Genomic DNA, 19,702 nt, shown 5'->3' with positions numbered 1-19,702 from the left:
AATGAGCCTTGTTATTGGCCTAACAGGTGGTATTGGTAGCGGTAAAACCACGGTTGCTAACCTTTTTGCAGACACCTACGGCATCGATATTGTTGATGCTGATATTGTCGCTCGAGAAGTGGTTGAACCCAACACCTTTGGCCTAAATGCCATTATTGAAAAATGTGGCAAAGAGATCTTACTTGAAGATGGTACGTTAAATCGTGCCAAGTTACGTGATGCTATTTTTAGCCAACCAGAGTTAAAGGCATGGCTGAATAATTTACTTCATCCATTGATCCGCGAAAAAATGCAGCAAGACATCAACCAAAGCCAATCCCCTTATTGCCTTTTGGTTGTTCCACTGATGGTGGAAAATAATCTGCAAACTATGACTAACCGTTTACTGGTTGTTGATGTGGACGAACAGGTACAAATAGAGCGTACCCAGCAACGTGACAATGTCTCTGTTGAGCAGATCAAAAACATATTGGCGAGCCAAGCTTCTCGCGATCAACGACTTGATGCCGCTGATGATGTCATCACTAACAATGGCGATAATAAAGCCCTTGTTTCGCAAGTAGAGCAACTTCACCTGCAATATCTCAAAATGAGCCAAGATCAGTAGTAATATTTTGTCTAACCACTGATAATTCTTATTCTTAACTTGGTTCCTGTTTGGTAATCCCCTTATGCAAACTTCGCAAATCACGCGCTATGAACACCCTTTAACGGAGAAAGTCCGTATCTATTTACGTCTTGATTATCTCTTGCGACAAATGCAGCACAGCAGTAACCAAAACGATCCATGGCAATATAAAATCTTCTTTAATGCACTGTTTGATTTGCTAGAGATCCTTGATCAAGTCCAAGTCAAAACTGATCTAGCAAAAGACATTGATAAACAGCGCCAACAATTAAAAAGCTGGCTCAATATCGATGGTGTCGATGAATATGCACTACAGCAAATGATCGATGCCATGGAGCAAGCCCACAAAGCTCTAATTTCATCACCACGTTTAGGTCAAAGCCTGCGTGAAGATCGTTTCCTTTCCAGTATTAAACAACGCTTTTCTATCCCTGGTGGCAGCTGCTGTTTCGATCTTCCTTCACTGCATCACTGGCTACACCTGCCTAATGAAGAAAAGCAAAGTGCGATGAGAGCATGGCTTGGTGAGTTAGACGAACTGCAAGACGCCTTAAACCTGTGGCTAAAATTGATTAGGGAAACAGCGCAATATAAAACTCATCATGCCCGTAATGGCTTCTTCCAATACGATGCTGAAGATGCTTGTTTACTAAGGCTAGAAATTTGCGCTGAAGACGGCGTTTATCCTATGATATCGGGACACCGTAATCGCTTTGCTATCCGTTTTTCACCTTTTACCGAAGGTGAACCTGTTGCAAGTGATCTTGAATTCAAACTAGCTATTTGCTGAGGTTTTTGTGTCTCAATCTACAACCAATACCAACGACAATATCACTGTCGTGAAATGTCCAACCTGTAAAACTGATGTGGTATGGGGTGAGCAGAGTCCATTTCGTCCTTTTTGCTGTAAGCGTTGCCAACTTATCGATTTAGGTGAATGGGCAGACGAAGAAAAATCAATTCCAGGCGCACCAGATCTGTCTGATTCTGATGGCTGGTCTGAAGATATGGGTTACTGATCACATGGATAAAAAGCAAATTTGGATTGCTGCGGGCATTATTTTAGATAGTGATAAAAAGCATATCTTTATTACTCGACGTGCAGATAAAGCCCATCAGGGTGGATTCTGGGAGTTTGCTGGCGGTAAAGTCGAAGCAGGCGAAACGGCAGAGCAAGCAGTGATCCGTGAATTACATGAAGAAGTCGGTATTGAAGCAATAAAGGTTGAGCCTTTTATCGCCCTTGCTCATGACTATCCAGATAAATCACTTAAGTTTGATTTCTTTCTTATTCACCAATTTAATGGTGAAGCTTTTGGTAAAGAGGGACAACCGGGCGAATGGGTGGCGATAAGCCAACTCGCGGATTATGCCTTCCCAGAGGCCAATACCCCAGTACTTGAAAAAATCCAACGCTGTTTCGCTTAATCATTTACTTACAAATAAGTAAATTAACGCGAAAAATAAGCAACAAAAAAGTCGCCCGAGAGCGACTTTTTTATTATCAGGATAAAATCTTAGCTGATCTTACCGTGACATTGCTTGTACTTCTTGCCAGAACCACAAGGACAAGGCTCATTACGACCTACTTTGCGCTCTTCACGCTCATAAGTACCTTGAGACTCACCTGCTTCTTGTGATGATTCATCTACAATTTGGTTTTCAGCACTTTGATGCTCGAACTGTTGGCGACGTGCTAGCATTTCTGCCATTTGACGACGCTCTTCTTCCATGCGATCAACTTCTTCTTGCTGCTGTACACGAACCTTACTTAGGATCGAGATAACATCACTCTTCAAGTTATCAAGCATTTCTTCAAACAGTTCAAACGACTCACGCTTGTACTCTTGTTTCGGGTTCTTCTGCGCGTAACCACGTAGGTGAATACCTTGACGCAGGTGATCCATTGCCGCTAAGTGTTCTTTCCATAGCGTATCAAGGTTCTGTAGCATCACAGTCTTCTCGAAGTTACGTAACACTTCAGCACCCACAACAGATTCTTTCTCGCGGTATACTTCTAGTGCTTTCTCTACGATACGCTCACGTAGCGCTTCTTCGTAAAGTTTGTCTTCAGTATCAAGCCAGTGCTGGATAGGAAGCTCAAGATCGTAATCTTCTTTCAGACGCGTTTCTAAACCTTCGATATCCCACATTTCCTCAAGTGATTGAGGTGGAATGTAGCTATCCATCAACGCGTTTAATACGTCTTCGCGGTTATGCTCGATCATTTCGCTGATATCATCAGCTTGCATTAACTCATCACGTAGTTCGTAAACCACTTTACGTTGGTCATTCGCTACGTCATCAAATTCAAGCAGCTGCTTACGAATATCAAAGTTACGACCTTCAACTTTACGTTGTGCGTTTTCAATCGCTTTTGATACCCATGGATGCTCAATCGCTTCACCTTCTTCCATACCAAGCTTCTTCATCATGCCTGATACACGATCAGATGCGAAGATACGCATTAAGCCATCTTCCATTGATAGGTAGAAACGAGATGAACCAGCATCACCCTGACGACCTGCACGACCACGTAACTGGTTATCAATACGACGAGATTCGTGACGCTCAGTACCAATGATGTGTAGACCACCAGAAGCTAAAACAGCGTCGTGCTTTTCTTGCCACTTCGCTTTAATGTTCGCGATTTGCTCTTCTGTTGGGTTGTCTAATTTCTCAACATCCGTCTTCCACGAACCACCTAGCATGATATCGGTACCACGACCTGCCATGTTAGTTGCGATAGTTACCGCACCTGGGGCACCCGCTTCTGCAATGATATCCGCTTCTTTTTCGTGGAATTTAGCATTCAGTACGTTGTGCTTAATGCCTTCTTTCTTCAGTGCGTTAGATAGCAGCTCAGATTTTTCAATCGATACTGTACCTACAAGACATGGCTGACCATTGCCTACACGCTCTTTGATATCTTGGCTAATTGCTGCGAATTTCTCAGCTTCAGTCATGTAGACTAAATCGCCGTTATCGATACGCGCCATAGGACGGTTAGTTGGAAGAACAACTGTATCTAGACCATAGATAGACTGGAATTCAAACGCTTCAGTATCTGCCGTACCTGTCATACCAGAAAGTTTTTCGTATAAACGGAAGTAGTTCTGGAATGTGATAGACGCTAGCGTTTGGTTTTCATTTTGGATCTTCACGCCTTCTTTCGCTTCAACCGCTTGGTGAAGACCTTCAGACCAACGACGACCTGGCATTGTACGACCAGTGTGTTCGTCAACGATGATAACTTCGTCGTCTTGAACGATGTAATCAACGTCTTTTTCAAATAGTACGTGTGCACGTAAGCCAGCATTAACGTGGTGTAGCAAGCTAATGTTCGCAGGTGAGTACAGGGTATCGTGCTCAGCCATCAAGCCATTTTTGATTAATAACTCTTCAACGAACTCTTGACCATTTTCAGTTAAGTGCGCTTGTTTTGATTTTTCATCAACGGTGTAGTGACCTTCACCACGGTATTCTTCGCTGTCTTCTTTATCTTGGCGAACAAGTTGTGGGATCAGTGCGTTAACTTTGATGTACATTTCAGAGCTATCTTCAGCAGGGCCTGAAATGATAAGAGGGGTACGTGCTTCATCGATTAAGATTGAGTCAACCTCATCGACAACAGCGAAGAAGCGTTCACGTTGAACACGATCTTCTGGGCGGAATGCCATGTTATCGCGCAAATAGTCAAAGCCAAACTCATTGTTTGTACCGTAAAGTACATCAGCAGCGTAAGCTTCTTTCTTAGCATGCGGTGCCATGTTAGGTACGTTTACGCCAACAGTCATGCCAAGGAATTCAAATAACGCACGGTTAGTTTCTGCGTCACGTGCCGCAAGGTAGTCGTTCACTGTTACGATGTGAACACCTTTGCCTGTTAAGGCATTAAGGTATGAAGGCAAGGTAGCTGTTAAGGTTTTACCTTCACCTGTACGCATTTCTGCAATTTTACAGTCATTCAGTACCATACCGCCTAGCAGCTGGACATCGAAGTGACGCATACCGTAAATACGTTTTGATGCTTCACGAACTGTCGCGAAGGCTTCCGGTAATAGTTGATCTAGCGTTTCGCCTTGATCTAAACGCTCACGAAATTCAGCTGTTTTTGCTTGCAGCTCATGATCTTGCAGGCTTTCAAATTGAGGTTCTAGCTTATTGATTTGATCAACAATTTTGCGCATACGACGCAGAGTGCGGTCGTTACGGCTACCGATAATTTTAGTCAGTAGTTTTGATAACATGGCGATGCCGTTTTCTCTTTGTTATATCAGCGTTCTATTGCTGAATCGCTTAATCTTGGTTTCATTCTCTGGGGGACCTTAAGCAATCCCTGTCCCACTAGAATCGCCACAATGGTGACTAAGAGGATATTCCTGAAACTGTGTAGTACCTGATATTGCGTCGAACAGTTCTTTTTTCAAGGGTTGTTTTGTAATAACCGTAAACAATGAAGAGGAAAAACTATTGATAACTTAATTACAGCGAATTAAGTCACAACGCAAACAGGCACATCTTTCCAGATATATTAACCTATATGAATGATATAATAAGTCATAATAGTGTCATCGCCTATGGGAAAAGCGGCCAGAGCGCTTTTTATATTCGCAAAATTAGGATCATATCCGCAAAATTTTACTCTATCTGACTGCATTACCTAGGATCACAAGCCATGAGAGATCATCGTCCGCAAACTACGGGTGATATTTTAGAAGAAACTGGACTTAATAATATTCAGCAACGCGCGATTGCATTAAGTCAGCTTAATAAAGCAGTAAAACAACATGTCAATGGTACTGAACATTGTCGTGTGAGTAATTACCGTCAGGGGATATTGATTATTGAAACTGCCTCTGCGGCATGGTCGATGCGACTCAATTATGAGCGTCATCAACTGATCATGAAGCTAAGAGAAAAGCTGTTACCCAAATTGCAAGACATTGAAATTAAGGTCAACCCCGCACTTGCTGCGATTCAAGAGCAAAAACAGAATAAGATCCCTGATATTGTGCAAAAACCAATTTCTGATGTAGCCGCACAACACTTATTAGCAACAGCGGCAACTGCACCAGATAAAGTAAAAAAGCGATTAGAACGGCTGGCACAATTGGCTATGAAGAAAAGACAGTAATGAATAGATACAAAAACGCCGAACATGAAGTTCGGCGTTTTTTTAATTCTTGCTTCGCAATGGTATTAAGCGAGAACCATACCTGGTTGAGCAAAAGTAATCAGTACTTGCTGCTCATCTTCAAAGGTAGACCACTCGTAAGCTTCTTGATCTGCTAATACTGCACGTAACAACTTGTTATTTAACGCATGACCTGATTTATAAGCGCGCATTTCACCAATGATGTTGTGACCACACATGTATAAGTCACCAATGGCGTCTAATACTTTGTGGGTTACTAACTCATTGTCAAAACGTAAGCCGTCATCATTCAGGATGCGGTAATCGTCCAGTACGATAGCATTATCGAAACTACCACCTAAACATAAGTTTTGTGATTGTAGATACTCGATATCACGCATGAAACCAAAGGTACGCGCGCGGCTAATATTTTTAACAAAAGACTGGCTTGAAAAATCTAACACTAGACGCTGCTGATCTGATTCAATCGCAGGGTGGTTAAACTCGATAGCAAAATCTAGACGGAAACCGTTGTAAGGAACGAGCTCCGCCCACTTGTCGCCATCTTCAATGCGAACAGGCTTTTTGATTCGAAGAAAACGCTTTGGCGTATTCAACGTTTCAATACCCGCAGATTGAAGCAGGTAGATAAATGGGCTCGCACTACCATCCATAATTGGAATTTCTGGTGCGTTTACTTCGATAATAACATTATCGATACCCATACCTGCTAGTGCTGCATTCAAGTGCTCAACCGTAGAAATACGCACGCCCTCTTCATTTACAAGAGCTGTACATAGCATGGTGTCGCGGACAGAATCTGCATTAGCAGGAAAATCCACAGGTGGATTTAGATCCGTGCGACGATAAATCACGCCAGTATTAGCGGCCGCAGGACGTAGAGTAAGCGTCACTTTACGCCCAGAGTGGAGACCCACATAGGTCGTTTGCACAATGCTTTTAAGTGTACGTTGTCTGATCATCTGCTCATATCTCAACTGTTAAACAAACTTTTGTTATAAAGCAACTAAGCTAAATAAAACCCATTATCAACTATTAATCTTCGAAATGGGCATAAATAATACCATAAGCTACTAAATATCCAAAATAATTTGCAAATAAGATAAATCAGTGCCCTCGAATAAGCTCAAAAGGCACCGCTAATTAACTGATTAACTTATGGTTCCAGTAAAATGGTTGTCACATAAATATGCCATCACCTTTTTACTTTTTGCGTTAAAGCAGTTTTACCCTATTAACTATAGATATTAATCAGCTTGTTTACGCAAAAACGCAGGAATATCTAAGTAATCATGATCTGCTTGAGGCTTAGCCGCAGTCGCTTGACCATCATTGTTAGTTACTGTTTTCTCTTCTGCAGCAACAGTTTTTTCTTGTGCTACAGCAGCTTGAACAGGCTTAGATGATGTTACTAGCGTAATGTCTGGCTTCACTTCTTTGCCGATACCTGTTGCAACTACAGTTACACGTAGTTCATCAGTCATCTCTGGGTCTAGAGAAGTACCAATAACAACAGTTGCGTTGTCAGATGCGAATGCTTTCACTGTGTTACCCACAGTTTCAAATTCGTCTAGACGCATATCCATACCAGCAGTGATGTTAACAAGAACACCACGCGCGCCAGCTAGATCGATATCTTCAAGAAGTGGGCTTGAAATAGCCATTTCTGCCGCTTCTTCAGCACGGTCATCACCAGAAGCAACACCGCTACCCATCATCGCATGACCCATTTCAGACATCACTGTACGAACGTCAGCAAAGTCGACGTTGATCATACCAGGACGCGTAATTAGCTCTGCAATACCTTGAACAGCGTTCTTAAGAACGTCGTTTGCTTTTGCAAATGCGTCAAGTAATGTGATACCACGACCAAGTACTTTAAGTAGCTTCTCGTTTGGAATCGTGATTAATGAGTCAACGTGCTTAGAAAGCTCATCGATACCTTGCTCAGCAAATGCCATACGCTTCTTACCTTCGAAGCTAAATGGTTTAGTCACCACCGCAACAGTAAGAATACCTAGCTCTTTTGCCACTTCTGCAATGATTGGAGCAGCACCTGTACCAGTACCACCGCCCATACCCGCTGCAATGAAGATCATGTCAGAGCCTTCAAGCTCTTTCTTGATTGCTTCACGGTCTTCTAGCGCAGAATCACGACCCACTTGTGGGTTAGCACCCGCACCCAAACCTTTAGTGATATCACCACCGATTTGAATAACTGTACTTACGCTTGTTTTACGTAGGGCTTGTGCATCAGTGTTTACACTAATGAACTGAACGCCTTCGATAGATTCACGTACCATGTGATCGACAGCATTACCGCCGCCGCCGCCAACGCCAATGACCTTAATTACAGCTTCATCAGACATTTCCATCATCGGTTCAAACATGTGTTCTCTCCGTTATCCTGTTCGCATCAGGTTTAAAATTCTTTTTTTAACCAACCACTAATTCGAGAAAATAAACCAGAAACCGAACGTTTTGGCTCTAATTCATTTTCATCAAATGATTGACTGTCCTTTCCGTAGTGCAGTAATCCTACTGCGGTTGCGTAAGTCGGGGCCTGAACATAGTCAGTTAAGCCACTTAACTCTAAAGGTTGACCAATACGCACTTGGTGACGGAAAACTCGCTCAGCGCACTCAGTTAAACCTTCCATTTGTGCAGCGCCCCCGGTTAGGACGATGCCCGCGGCTAAGTGGTGTTTGACACCCGCTTCACGCAACTGTTCTTGTACTGTTAACAGCTTTTGATTAACCAGCCCCAGCAATTCACTGTAACGAGGCTCTATCACTTCTGCCAGTGTTTGGCTTTGCAAGCTGCGCGATGGTCGACCTCCCACACTAGGAACATCAACTTTAGCATCTTTACTCACCAATTCACTTAGTGCACAACCGTATTTCACTTTAATATCTTCAGCGTCACCCGGTGGTGTACCAAATGCATAAGCAATATCACTGGTAACCACATTACCCGCATACGGAATTACTTCCGCATGACGCAATGCGCCACCAGACCAAATAGCCAGATCCATCGTACCGCCGCCGATATCGACCACGCATACGCCTAGCTCTCGCTCATCTGGTGTCAGTACAGCGTAGCTTGAGGCCAATCCTGAGAAAATCAGATGATCAACCGTTAGACCACAACGCTCTACTGCTTTCACGATGTTTTTCGCCATGTCATTATGACATGTAATCAAATGGACACTGGCTTCCATACGAACCCCAGATAAACCAACAGGGTTTTTGATGCCCTCTTGATAATCAATAGCAAATTCCTGAGGAATTACATGTAACGTTCGTTGTTCATCGCTTAATTTTACTGACTTCGCCGTATGAATAACATTGTCGACGTCGTCTTGAGTCACTTCTTTTTCAGAAATAGGCACCATGCCATTTTCTGTTTGGCAACTAATATGTTTACCTGATAGCGACAGGTACACGGAACTGATTTGGCACTCAGCCATTAACTCAGCTTTATCAACAGCACGTTGAACTGACTTAACCACTGATTCGAGGTCATTTACCCCGCCTTTATCCATTCCGCGTGACGGACTGCTTCCCATACCGATAACATTTACTGTGTTATCAGGCAGCACTTCCCCAACCAAAGCCGTAACTTCGGATGTGCCGATATCAAGACCAACGATAAGTTTTTGATCTGCAGCCTTAGTCATTAACACACGCTCTTATTTGGTAGCCGATACATGAGCATCATGTTCCGGTATTGTTTTCCAACCCACAGCTGCGCCAGTATCATAACGCAAATCCACATATTCTATCGGTCTATCCAGTTTTACGAGTTCTGGATAAATTTCGATAAAACGCTTAAGACGCTCCATTCGAGCCTCTTGACCCAACTCGAGCGTTATTCCATTCGATAATAGTATCCGCCAAGCTCGACGTTCATTTAATGATAACGACGCGATACTTAAGCCAGCGTTTTTCAATAAGGGACGCATTTCTCGCAAGGCTGCTAATACCTCGGGACTACTCGCCTCAGGGCCAGATAGATTAGCAAGGTTCAGATCGGCAACTTGCTCAGCAGGCGCTTTAAATACTTGACCATCAGTGTTGACCAAATATTTATGATCCCATTGCGCTACTGGTTGGTTTTCCACAATGAAAACTTTTATTGTGTCAGGCCATTGTTTACGAACAGAAGCATGAGCTACCCAAGGTAGCGCTTCTAAATGCGCCTGAATTGTATCCACATCTTGGGTCATAAAGGTGCCAAGATGATCGATAGTTAATATTGCCTGGCGTACATTGTCTTTGGTTAGATAATGCAATTGCCCCTGAATCACTAATTGTGACAAAGGCAGTCGGTTAGTATCCGTCATCCAATCTTTTGTAGCACTGAATAACCAAACCGTGAAACCAATGACAAAGATGAAAAACGCCAATCCTCCCCAGCGCGAACGCTTTTTTGGAGATGGGAGTACATGCTCTTGGTCTAAGACTTCTTCAGTCATTGTTTACTATTCGCCTTACCATTTCAGCTTTATCCAACCTTGCGGTAAAAATAAGCTGTCAGCTATCTCAGGTATAATAAGCAAAGTTGAACGATTATACCGAGCAACTCGACCCACTCCAACACTCATTAAGCGTTTTCCGCGCATAACCTGAGAATAATTTTGTGTATATCTACTCAAATACCGAAAAAAATAGCATAACTGGCTATTGTGTAACCAATCCATAGCCAGTCATTACCATTTACTTACAGGTGAATGCTTGACGTTATAACAAACTTATACGTCTTTTTGCATGATCTCGATATTTAGCTTCATTTCTGCAAGCTGACGCGCTATTTTGCCGACATCACCTGCACCTTGTGTCAAAACTAAATCATCATTTTGAATAATATTCGCCAATACCGCGGGTAATTCTTCTTTTTCTGGTACGAAAATAGGATCAATCTTACCGCGAGAACGAATAGTTCGACACAATGCTCGACCATCGGCACCAGCGATTGGCGCTTCGCCTGCAGCATAAACATCTAGCATAACCAGCACATCGACTTGATCAAGCACATTTGCAAAATCATCGTATAAATCCCGAGTACGGCTATAACGGTGCGGCTGGAAGATCATTACTAAGCGCTTATCTTCCCAACCAGCACGTGCGGCTTTGATCGTTACATCGACTTCGCTTGGGTGGTGACCGTAATCATCCACCAGCATCACTTTACCATTGCCCGTTTCAAATTCACCTAAATGATCAAAGCGACGACCAGTGCCTTCAAACTCAACTAATGCACGTAAGATAGCGTCATCATCAACACCTTCTTCCGTTGCAACAGCAATTGCAGCGGTCGCATTCAATGCATTGTGTTTACCAGGAATATTTAACGTAATATCCAGCTCAGGCTTACCTTTACGTTGAACTGTAAAGTGGCCTTGTTGACCTGTTTGAGTGTAGTTAACCAAACGAACGTCAGCATCTTCTGCAAAACCATACGTCAGCATTGGACGACCCACTCGTGGTAATAATTCACGTACCACTGGATCATCAATACACATTACGGCTAAACCATAGAATGGCAAATTATGTAGGAAATCAATGAAGGTTTGCTTTAATACTTCAAAATCGCCGCCATAAGTATCCATATGGTCGGCTTCGATGTTAGTAACTACACACACCATAGGCTGTAAGTGCAAGAACGACGCATCACTTTCATCCGCTTCTGCAATCAAGTAACGGCTACAACCTAAACGTGCATTAGTACCTGCACTTTTCACCAAACCACCGTTAACAAACGTTGGATCTAAGCCTGCTTCAGAATAAATCTGTGTCGTAAGCGCCGTTGTTGTGGTTTTACCGTGTGTTCCCGCAATCGCAATACCATGACGGTAACGCATTAGCTCTGCCAACATTTCAGCACGGCGAACCACTGGAATACGAAGTTCTGTTGCCGCCATTAGCTCAGGGTTTTCTTTGCTAATAGCTGTTGATGCAACAACAACACTTGCACCTTGTACGTTTTCAGCTGAGTGACCAAAGAAGATCTCTGCACCTTTTGCCGTTAAACGGTTAGTCACAGCATTAGGCGCAATATCAGAACCACTGATACGGTAGCCTTCGTTAACAAGCACTTCAGCAATACCGCTCATGCCTGCTCCACCAATGCCAACAAAGTGAATTCGCTCTACACGGCGCATCTCAGGCACCATTGTACGAATTTTTGCTAATTGCTGGTTATCCAGTTTACTCATCACTTTGTTCCCGTCTTAATTTTTTGCCAGTGATTTGATCACAGTCGCCACACGTTCATCAGCATCAATGATGGCAGCATCACGTGCTGCACATGCCATTTGCTCTAACGCATGACGATCTAATTGTTGTATTTCTTGAGCTAAACCTGACACGGTCAGATCCATTTGTTCTATCATTTTTGCTGCGCCACACTGCACCAGATGATCTGCGTTTAATGCTTGCTGGCGATCTTTATGCATAAATGGAACAAAAATAGCGCCCACACCTGCTGCCGATAGTTCTGAAACCGTTAATGCGCCTGAGCGACAAACAACCAGATCTGCCCAGCTGTAGGCAGCGGCAACATCATCGATGAACTCGGTGACTTTATGTGGGGTAGAAGTTTGCTCGGTATAAGCTTGATCGGTAGATTGTTGATTGCCTTTACCCGCTTGATGCCAAATCGTCACGCTATCACCTAACACTTTCGCCACTTCTGGCATAGTTTGGTTCAAAATACGTGCACCTTGACTGCCACCCATCACTAGAATGCGAATAGGACCAGTGCGTTCAGCAAAACGTTCTGTAGGTGCGGCCAAGACAGTGACATCATGGCGTACAGGGTTTCCCACCACTTCTTTGTTTGGGAATGCACCAGGGAAGGCTTGCAGTACTTTAGCTGCAATTTTAGATAGCCATTGGTTAGTTAAACCTGCTACTGCATTTTGCTCATGCAGTACAACTGGTACACCTGATAACCATGCTGCGACGCCGCCAGGGCCACTCACATACCCCCCCATACCAAGCACAACATCAGGTTGCCATGCTTTGATGTATTTACGGGCTTGTAAAATCGCACCAACAATTTTAAAAGGCGCTGTCAGTAAGCGCAGTACACCTTGACCACGTAAGCCTTTTACTTTAATGAAATCAATTTCAATACCATGCTTTGGTACTAAATCGGCTTCCATACGATCTGCGGTACCTAGCCAGCGGATCTCCCAGCCTTCTTGCTGTAATTTCTGTGCAACGGCAAGCCCTGGAAAAACGTGACCACCAGTGCCACCTGCCATTACTAATAAACGTTTATTCTTTGTCATGAGCGTCTTTTTTATCGTTCTCTAATTGAGTAGGCCCATCAAGTAAAGCCTCTGGGTCAATCGCAATTTGCTCGACTGCACCATCCATATTATCCAGCGCTTCGTCATCCACTTCAGCTGGCTCGTCAGATTCAAATTTGGCGGCAATACGCTGCTCAAAATCGATGCGGATCAAAATAGCAACTGCAGCTGCCATAATAAACAGACTGGAACCACCGTAACTGATCAGCGGCAATGTTAGACCTTTGGTTGGCACAATGCCGACTGCAGCACCGACGTTTACAAGAGTTTGGAATGCAAACCAAAAGCCAAAGCCAAACGCAAGAAAACCGCCAAATAGCTGACCAGTTTCAAGACATTTACGTCCAATCATCAGGGCTTTATAAACCAGTGCAAACAGTAAGCACAGAACCACAATCACACCTGCAAGCCCTAGCTCTTCTGCTAGTACGGCAAATACGAAGTCAGTATGTGCTTCAGGAAGGTAAGCCAGTTTCTGAATCGAGTTACCTAGCCCTTGTCCAAACCATTCACCACGACCAAATGCCATTAAGGATTGGGTAAGCTGGTAACCACTACCGTAAGGATCTTGCCATGGGTCAAGGAACGAGGTCACACGGCGCATACGGTAAGGTTCTAAAATGATCAAAAAGGCAATGCCGACGAGTGCAGTACCTAACATCATTAAGAATTGCCATAACTTGGCACCGGCAATAAATAGCATGCCGATAGTACCAACAAACATAACCACGGATGAACCCAAGTCCGGCTGCATCAACAATAGCATACAAAGAATACCAAGTACGCCAAGCGGCTTTAAAAAGCCAATGAAAGTACCACGAACTTGGTTGTACTGGCGAACAAGGTAACCCGCGAGGAAAATAAACAGGGAAAGCTTTGCCACTTCGGCTGGCTGCAAGTTAAAAATACCCAGTGGGATCCAACGTGCCGCACCGTTAACTGAACGACCGATGATTAATACGACAGCCAGTAGAACTATCGATGTAAACAACATCGGCACACTTAACTGCTTCCATCGAGTGAGTGGAACTTGCAGCACAATGGCTGCGATCACTAAGGCACCAACCAGAAAGAAAGCGTGACGATAAGCAAAATAAAAAGGAATGCCAGTAAGGCGTGTCGCTACAGGTACAGAAGCTGATGTCACCATCACAAGACCGGTGACCATCAATGCAATCGCAATCCAAACTAATTGACGATCATATAAACAGGGCTTACTTGGTTTAACAAACCAGCCCCCCACAGCAGCGAATCCATTACGGATCATTTTAAACATTAACTATTTCCTGAAACCGAATCTTGTAACTTAATCGCTTGCTCAACAAACGCATCACCACGTGCCATAAAGTTGGCAAATTGATCCCAACTAGCACAGGCAGGAGATAACAACACCATATCGCCAGATTGGACGGTACGGCTCACTTGCTCCATTGCTTCGCTCATGGTTTCAACACTGATAACGTTGCTAGTTACATCATCAAATAAGTGTCGATCGCGACCAAAGCTATAAAGCTGTACGTTTAAGTCAGCGAGAACCGGTTTTAGTTCACTAAACTCAGCACCTTTGCTATCACCACCCATTAATAAGTGTAATTTCCCTTCAAGCTGTAAACCGTTTAATGCTGCTAAGGTACTTGCAAGGTTGGTCGCTTTAGAATCATTGACCCAGCGCACTCCATGACGATTAACCGCCAACTGGCAACGGTGCGCAAGGCCTGTGTAATGCTGCATTGCACGACATGATGCATCACGCGGAATACCTGCAGCATCAGCAAGCGCAAGTGCCGCTAAACAGTTAGCAACATTGTGACGCCCCACTAAAGCAATGTCGGCTACCGCCATCACTGCTTCGCCGTTCACAGCTAACCACTCTTTACCATCGACTAAAACAATGCCATAAGCCTGTTCATCAAAACCAAAGCTTGTCATCGATCCACTAAACTGAGTCGGTTTTGTGGCTAAATCATCACGATTGAAAACAGCCAGCTTTGCATGATCAAAAATGCGCATTTTGGCTTGGCTATATTGTGCTAATCCACCAGGGTAGCGATCCATGTGATCTTCAGAAAGGTTGAGATAAACCGCAGCGGTTAATTCAAGAGAGGATGTCGTTTCTAATTGAAAGCTAGAAAGCTCTAGCACATATAACTGATGTTGCTGCGCTAGCATATCAAGTGCAGCAAAGCCGATATTACCGCCAACACCGACATCAATACCGGCTTCTTTCGCCATTTCTCCCACTAGACTCGTTACGGTACTTTTACCATTAGAGCCAGTGATCGCAACGACAGGTTTATCAACTTCACGAGCAAACAGTTCGATATCACCAATGATTTCTACGCCTGCTTCAGCTGCGAGTACAAGCTCTGGTGTTGCTAATGCTATACCTGGGCTTGCAATGATCATGTCAGCGGACAATAACCATTCGGTATTCCATTGCCCGCTGCATAACGCTACCGACTCGGGCAGTTGATCTTGGTCAGGTGGATTGTCACGGGTATCAATCACTTTGATGGTCAATGATTGCGGTAAACGCATTAAATGATTAACAACAGAAAGCCCTGTCATCCCTAGACCGATCACAACGATCGTATTCACACCTGCCAAGCCTTTCATTTTTAACGTACCTTAAGTGTTGCTAACGCAATCAATACCAACATCAGTGTAATAATCCAAAAACGCACGATAACACGTGGCTCTGTCCAGCCTTTTAGTTCGTAATGGTGATGAATCGGTGCCATACGGAAAATACGTTGACTACGTAGTTTGTATGAACCTACCTGTAGGATCACAGATACCGTTTCCATTACAAATACACCGCCCATGATCACAAGTAGTAGCTCTTGACGAACAAGTACGGCAATCGTGCCCAGTGCGCCACCTAATGCCAATGAGCCAACATCGCCCATAAAGACTTGTGCTGGATAGGTGTTAAACCATAAGAAACCAAGACCAGCACCAACGATAGCAGTACATACAATCACTAGCTCGCCAGCATCTTTGATGTACGGAATATGAAGGTATTCTGCGTAGTTAAAGTTACCCGTTGCCCAGGCAATGAAAGCAAGGCCAGCTGATACCATCACTGTTGGCATAATCGCTAAGCCATCAAGACCATCAGTTAGGTTAACTGCGTTACTGGTACCGACAATCACAAAGTAAGTCATCACGATGTAGAACAAGCCTAGCTGAGGCATTACATCTTTAAAGAAAGGCACAACTAATTGGGTTGCAGCTGTATCTTTACCGTAAGCATATAGCGCAAAAGCAACAACTAATGCGATAGCTGACTGCCAGAAGTACTTCCAACGCGCAATCAAACCATCGGTGTTTTTACGTACCACTTTACGGTAATCATCAACAAAGCCTACTGCACCATAGCCCAACATCACGATGAGTACAGCCCAAACATAAGGGTTAGTTAAGTCACACCAGAGCAGTACCGTAAAAGTGATCGCAGCAAGGATCATGATACCGCCCATGGTTGGCGTACCACGCTTACTGAAGTGAGATTCAGGGCCTTCGTTACGTACCACCTGTCCAATTTGCAGCATCTGCAAACGGGCAATGAGACGAGGTCCCATCCATAACGAGAAAAGTAACGCTGTTAGGATACTCATGATCGCACGGAACGTGAGATACTCGAACAAGCGGAAAAACGGGATCGTTGACTGAAACTGTTCAGCTAACCAGTAAATCATTATTTATCATCCTGCAATGCTGCAATAACGTCTTCCATTTTCGAGCTTCTTGCGCCTTTAACAAGCACTGTGACTTGCTCAAAGTCAGGTTGACTAAAATGTTGTTGTAATTGTTGTTTAAGTAATGCGATAAGCGCCGTTTTATCGGTGAAGTGTTGCCCTTGGTTTAAATCGCTAACCACAGCACTTGCACGACCAAACGTCATCACACAATCAAGCTGTTTGGCTTGCGCATACTCGCCCACTTCACGGTGAAGGTTATCGCTTTCATCCCCCAGTTCAGCCATATCACCTAAGATGAAATAACGCTGACCTTGGAAATTGGCTAATACATCAATCGCGGCTTTAACTGCTGCAACACTGGCGTTGTACGTATCATCAATCAGACGTAAACCCGCACGAGGCTCGGTAATATCTAAACGACCTTTCACGTTCGCCATGGTCTCTAGCCCTGCTTTTACTTCAGCTAGCGTTGCACCTAACGAGATAGTTAGTGCTGCCGCTGCAAGTGCATTTGCCACGTTGTGCATACCCGCAAGCGTTAAATTAACGTCAACCTTGCCAATCGGGGTGCACATTGTAAAACAGGCTAACCCTTGAGCGTTAATGTTTATCTGCTCGGCGTGGTAATCCGCATCAGACGCAGTTGCAGAAAAGGTAAGCACTTGATGTTGAGCAAGCAATGGTTGCCATAGCGGTAAATCATTAGAATCAAGATTAACAATGGCAATCCCACCATCACTTAACCCTTCAAAAATTTCACCTTTGGCTTTTGCTACCCCTTTTAGTGAACCAAAACCTTCAAGATGTGCTGCAGCCAAGTTGTTAATGAGTGCGACATCAGGTTTGACTAAATTAGTGGTATAGGAAATCTCTTGTTGGTGGTTTGCACCAAGTTCAATCACTGCGTATTGGTACTCAGGCGTTAAGCGCAGTAGTGTTAATGGTGCACCAATGTCGTTATTAAAGTTGCCCGCTGTCGCTAATACATTGCCTTTAGTTGCGAGAATAGCTGCAGACATTTCTTTTACTGTGGTTTTACCGCAGCTACCTGTTAGCGCTAATGTTTTTAAACCGTGTTTTTGGGTCATTTCCGCTTTTAGCCATGCGCCCATTTGCCCCAAAGCAATACGCGTATCTGTTACCACTAACTGAGGCAAGTCGACAGGTAAGCGTTTACTTACCAACAGAGCTTTAGCACCGTTATCTTTAGCCGTTTGGCAAAAATCGTGGGCATCAAAACGCTCGCCTTTTAATGCAATAAAGAGCGTTTCTGATGGGATATTTCGCGTATCTGTTGATACAGCAGAAATTGAAGTGTCCGCACCAATAAGCTCGGCATTTAATACCGATGCAAGCTGACTTAATTGAACCTCAATCATGCCAATTCCTTCAATAATGCAGCAACCGTTTCACGGTCAGAATAATGGATCGTACAATCCGCTAAAATTTGGTAATCCTCATGCCCTTTACCTGCCACCAAAATAATGTCTTGATGAGAAGCATGAGTGAATGCATGACGACAAGCCGTAGCACGATCATGGATCACTGTTGCAGATTGCGGCGCGGTTAAGCCTGCTAGCATATCAGCAACAATGACCTTAGGATCTTCACTACGAGGGTTATCGTCAGTTAAGATAATTTGATCTGCAAGACGCTCGGCAACTTCAGCCATCATCGGGCGTTTACCGCTATCACGGTCGCCACCACAGCCAAAGATACACCATAGCTTACCGTCACAATGTACACGTAGTGCTTGCAACGCTTTTTCTAGTGCGTCTGGCGTGTGAGCATAGTCAACCACCATCATCGCTTTGTCAGTGTCTTGAAAAACTTCCATACGCCCAATCACAGCTTGTAACTGTGGCGCTTTCGCCAGCAATTCAGCCATTGAATGGTTCGTCGCCAATAATGTTGCTAGCGCCAGCAACAAGTTAGTGGCATTAAATGAACCCACTAAAGGTGCCGTGAATTTACCTTGCCCCCAACTAGAATCAAACGCAATGGTGACACCTTGAGTACTGAACTGCACCTCTGTTGCCCAAAGCTTTAAGCCCGCATGGTTAGCAACCGCTTCAGGTTTAATAGCAACAGCGACCGCATGCGGTAGATCATGGAGCCACTCAGCACCGATAGCATCATCTGCATTAATGATCGGCACGCCAGCATCATGCTCAGTGAAAAGCGATTTCTTTGCATCAGCATAATTTTGCATGTTGCCATGATAATCAAGATGATCACGACTTAGATTAGTAAAAATACTCGCTTTGAAATGCAGATCACGTACTCGACCTTGAACTAGGCCATGAGAAGAGACTTCCATCGCAGCAAAATCAGCGCCTTGTTCGACTAAATCCGCTAACGTTTGCTGGATCTCGATCGCACTACCAGTAGTATTTGCCGCAGGCTTTAAATCAGTAAGTAAACCATTACCTGTTGTGCCCATAACACCAGCTTTATAACCAATAAGATTTGCCCATTGCGCTAATAATTGGCTGATCGTGGTTTTACCGTTAGTCCCCGTTACCGCATACAGTGCAAGTTGCTGATCCGGCTCACCATAAAAGCGTCCTGCAATTGCAGACAACTTTTGATTTAAATCCTGCAAGTAAACAATACATGTGCCATCTTGCTGCACAATATCACCATCTTGTGCGATACCATCAGCTTCAGCAATGATAGCCACCGCGCCTGCTTGGATCGCCGTATCAATAAAACGACGACCATCCACAGTGTGTCCTTTTACAGCAGCAAACAAGCTACCAGCGGCAACTTGTCGGCTATCTAGTGTTATCGCGTTAACCTGACAATCACTCAGCGCCTGAGGCAACGCTTTATTTGTCAGCCAAGGTGATAACAGCATCTCTAATTTCATCATAATGCGTGACGATGCCATT

17 protein-coding genes are annotated in these 19,702 nt (G+C 44.1%); 5 read left to right on the top strand and 12 right to left on the bottom strand.

Annotated features, from left to right (window positions below; all coding sequences use genetic code 11):
- The first annotated feature begins 1 nt into the window (after position 1).
- The 4 genes from coaE to mutT all read left to right on the top strand — a co-directional run bounded on the left by coaE (position 2) and on the right by mutT (position 2,056).
- Positions 2 to 607 (top strand): dephospho-CoA kinase, encoded by a 606-nt coding sequence (coaE, locus tag Q7674_RS08815; RefSeq protein WP_045063162.1) that lies wholly within the window; start codon positions 2 to 4, stop codon positions 605 to 607.
- Positions 608 to 671: 64 nt separating this feature from the next.
- The gene (gene zapD / locus Q7674_RS08810; RefSeq protein WP_045063163.1) at positions 672 to 1,418 is read left to right on the top strand and encodes a cell division protein ZapD; all 747 of its coding nucleotides are present in this window, start codon (positions 672 to 674) and stop codon (positions 1,416 to 1,418) included.
- Positions 1,419 to 1,425: 7 nt separating this feature from the next.
- Positions 1,426 to 1,647 carry a DNA gyrase inhibitor YacG gene (gene yacG / locus Q7674_RS08805; protein ID WP_045063164.1) on the top strand — a complete coding sequence of 74 codons (222 nt, stop codon included), beginning with the start codon at positions 1,426 to 1,428 and terminating at the stop codon, positions 1,645 to 1,647.
- A 4-nt stretch (positions 1,648 to 1,651) separates the two neighbouring features.
- Positions 1,652 to 2,056: an 8-oxo-dGTP diphosphatase MutT gene (mutT, locus tag Q7674_RS08800; protein WP_045063165.1), complete on the top strand. Its 405-nt coding sequence runs from the start codon at positions 1,652 to 1,654 to the stop codon at positions 2,054 to 2,056.
- A gap of 89 nt (positions 2,057 to 2,145) precedes the next feature.
- Here the strand turns inward: mutT and secA are convergent, their stop codons facing one another.
- Complete coding sequence (gene secA, locus Q7674_RS08795; protein ID WP_045063166.1) at positions 2,146 to 4,878, bottom strand: preprotein translocase subunit SecA; 2,733 nt, start codon at positions 4,876 to 4,878, stop codon at positions 2,146 to 2,148.
- Between the two features lie 428 nt (positions 4,879 to 5,306).
- Between secA and Q7674_RS08790 the strand changes: the two genes are divergently transcribed.
- Positions 5,307 to 5,765 carry a DUF721 domain-containing protein gene (locus Q7674_RS08790; RefSeq protein ID WP_045063167.1) on the top strand — a complete coding sequence of 153 codons (459 nt, stop codon included), beginning with the start codon at positions 5,307 to 5,309 and terminating at the stop codon, positions 5,763 to 5,765.
- A gap of 65 nt (positions 5,766 to 5,830) precedes the next feature.
- Here Q7674_RS08790 and lpxC read toward each other — a convergent pair whose 3' ends face one another.
- The 11 genes from lpxC to murE form a co-directional block, all read right to left on the bottom strand.
- The gene (gene lpxC, locus Q7674_RS08785; RefSeq protein ID WP_305423568.1) at positions 5,831 to 6,748 is read right to left on the bottom strand and encodes a UDP-3-O-acyl-N-acetylglucosamine deacetylase; all 918 of its coding nucleotides are present in this window, start codon (positions 6,746 to 6,748) and stop codon (positions 5,831 to 5,833) included.
- A 285-nt stretch (positions 6,749 to 7,033) separates the two neighbouring features.
- Positions 7,034 to 8,176: a cell division protein FtsZ gene (ftsZ, locus tag Q7674_RS08780; protein WP_008987911.1), complete on the bottom strand. Its 1,143-nt coding sequence runs from the start codon at positions 8,174 to 8,176 to the stop codon at positions 7,034 to 7,036.
- 32 nt (positions 8,177 to 8,208) lie between these two features.
- A complete protein-coding gene (gene ftsA, locus Q7674_RS08775) occupies positions 8,209 to 9,465 on the bottom strand; it encodes a cell division protein FtsA (RefSeq protein WP_023933620.1) in 1,257 nt (418 codons plus the stop codon).
- Positions 9,466 to 9,477: 12 nt separating this feature from the next.
- Positions 9,478 to 10,263, bottom strand: a complete 786-nt coding sequence (locus Q7674_RS08770; protein WP_023933622.1) for a cell division protein FtsQ/DivIB — start codon at positions 10,261 to 10,263, stop codon at positions 9,478 to 9,480.
- 276 nt (positions 10,264 to 10,539) lie between these two features.
- Positions 10,540 to 12,003, bottom strand: a complete 1,464-nt coding sequence (gene murC / locus Q7674_RS08765; protein ID WP_045063168.1) for a UDP-N-acetylmuramate--L-alanine ligase — start codon at positions 12,001 to 12,003, stop codon at positions 10,540 to 10,542.
- Positions 12,004 to 12,018: 15 nt separating this feature from the next.
- Positions 12,019 to 13,083 carry an undecaprenyldiphospho-muramoylpentapeptide beta-N-acetylglucosaminyltransferase gene (gene murG, locus Q7674_RS08760; protein WP_045063169.1) on the bottom strand — a complete coding sequence of 355 codons (1,065 nt, stop codon included), beginning with the start codon at positions 13,081 to 13,083 and terminating at the stop codon, positions 12,019 to 12,021.
- On the bottom strand, positions 13,070 to 14,380 hold the full coding sequence (ftsW, locus tag Q7674_RS08755) for a cell division protein FtsW (protein ID WP_439788120.1): 1,311 nt from the start codon (positions 14,378 to 14,380) through the stop codon (positions 13,070 to 13,072). Before ftsW ends, murG begins: the two co-directional genes overlap by 14 nt.
- Positions 14,380 to 15,720, bottom strand: coding sequence for a UDP-N-acetylmuramoyl-L-alanine--D-glutamate ligase (gene murD / locus Q7674_RS08750; protein ID WP_305423563.1), 1,341 nt, complete (start codon positions 15,718 to 15,720; stop codon positions 14,380 to 14,382). Before murD ends, ftsW begins: the two co-directional genes overlap by 1 nt.
- Before the next feature lie 2 nt (positions 15,721 to 15,722).
- Positions 15,723 to 16,805, bottom strand: coding sequence for a phospho-N-acetylmuramoyl-pentapeptide-transferase (gene mraY, locus Q7674_RS08745; protein WP_305423560.1), 1,083 nt, complete (start codon positions 16,803 to 16,805; stop codon positions 15,723 to 15,725).
- Complete coding sequence (gene murF / locus Q7674_RS08740) at positions 16,805 to 18,187, bottom strand: UDP-N-acetylmuramoyl-tripeptide--D-alanyl-D-alanine ligase (protein ID WP_045063170.1); 1,383 nt, start codon at positions 18,185 to 18,187, stop codon at positions 16,805 to 16,807. Before murF ends, mraY begins: the two co-directional genes overlap by 1 nt.
- Positions 18,184 to 19,701 carry a UDP-N-acetylmuramoyl-L-alanyl-D-glutamate--2,6-diaminopimelate ligase gene (gene murE / locus Q7674_RS08735; RefSeq protein ID WP_080892191.1) on the bottom strand — a complete coding sequence of 506 codons (1,518 nt, stop codon included), beginning with the start codon at positions 19,699 to 19,701 and terminating at the stop codon, positions 18,184 to 18,186. Before murE ends, murF begins: the two co-directional genes overlap by 4 nt.
- Between the last annotated feature and the right edge of the window lies 1 nt (position 19,702).

It is taken from the genome of Photobacterium leiognathi (assembly GCF_030685535.1).
Taxonomy (GTDB): domain Bacteria; phylum Pseudomonadota; class Gammaproteobacteria; order Enterobacterales; family Vibrionaceae; genus Photobacterium; species Photobacterium leiognathi.
Note: the sequence above shows the minus strand (reverse complement) of the source record. Positions and strands in the feature narration are given on the sequence as shown.

What these genes read in the sequence shown, in the direction of transcription:
- coaE (WP_045063162.1), top strand. Translation starts at nt 2, where the DNA reads ATGAGCCTTGTTATTGGCCTAACAGGTGGTATTGGTAGCGGTAAAACC.
- zapD (WP_045063163.1), top strand. Translation starts at nt 672, where the DNA reads ATGCAAACTTCGCAAATCACGCGCTATGAACACCCTTTAACGGAGAAA.
- mutT (WP_045063165.1), top strand. Translation starts at nt 1,652, where the DNA reads ATGGATAAAAAGCAAATTTGGATTGCTGCGGGCATTATTTTAGATAGT.
- secA (WP_045063166.1), bottom strand. Translation starts at nt 4,878, where the DNA reads ATGTTATCAAAACTACTGACTAAAATTATCGGTAGCCGTAACGACCGC.
- Q7674_RS08790 (WP_045063167.1), top strand. Translation starts at nt 5,307, where the DNA reads ATGAGAGATCATCGTCCGCAAACTACGGGTGATATTTTAGAAGAAACT.
- lpxC (WP_305423568.1), bottom strand. Translation starts at nt 6,748, where the DNA reads ATGATCAGACAACGTACACTTAAAAGCATTGTGCAAACGACCTATGTG.
- ftsZ (WP_008987911.1), bottom strand. Translation starts at nt 8,176, where the DNA reads ATGTTTGAACCGATGATGGAAATGTCTGATGAAGCTGTAATTAAGGTC.
- ftsA (WP_023933620.1), bottom strand. Translation starts at nt 9,465, where the DNA reads ATGACTAAGGCTGCAGATCAAAAACTTATCGTTGGTCTTGATATCGGC.
- Q7674_RS08770 (WP_023933622.1), bottom strand. Translation starts at nt 10,263, where the DNA reads ATGACTGAAGAAGTCTTAGACCAAGAGCATGTACTCCCATCTCCAAAA.
- murC (WP_045063168.1), bottom strand. Translation starts at nt 12,003, where the DNA reads ATGAGTAAACTGGATAACCAGCAATTAGCAAAAATTCGTACAATGGTG.
- murG (WP_045063169.1), bottom strand. Translation starts at nt 13,083, where the DNA reads ATGACAAAGAATAAACGTTTATTAGTAATGGCAGGTGGCACTGGTGGT.
- ftsW (WP_439788120.1), bottom strand. Translation starts at nt 14,380, where the DNA reads ATGTTTAAAATGATCCGTAATGGATTCGCTGCTGTGGGGGGCTGGTTT.
- murD (WP_305423563.1), bottom strand. Translation starts at nt 15,720, where the DNA reads ATGAAAGGCTTGGCAGGTGTGAATACGATCGTTGTGATCGGTCTAGGG.
- mraY (WP_305423560.1), bottom strand. Translation starts at nt 16,805, where the DNA reads ATGATTTACTGGTTAGCTGAACAGTTTCAGTCAACGATCCCGTTTTTC.
- murF (WP_045063170.1), bottom strand. Translation starts at nt 18,187, where the DNA reads ATGATTGAGGTTCAATTAAGTCAGCTTGCATCGGTATTAAATGCCGAG.
- murE (WP_080892191.1), bottom strand. Translation starts at nt 19,701, where the DNA reads ATGGCATCGTCACGCATTATGATGAAATTAGAGATGCTGTTATCACCT.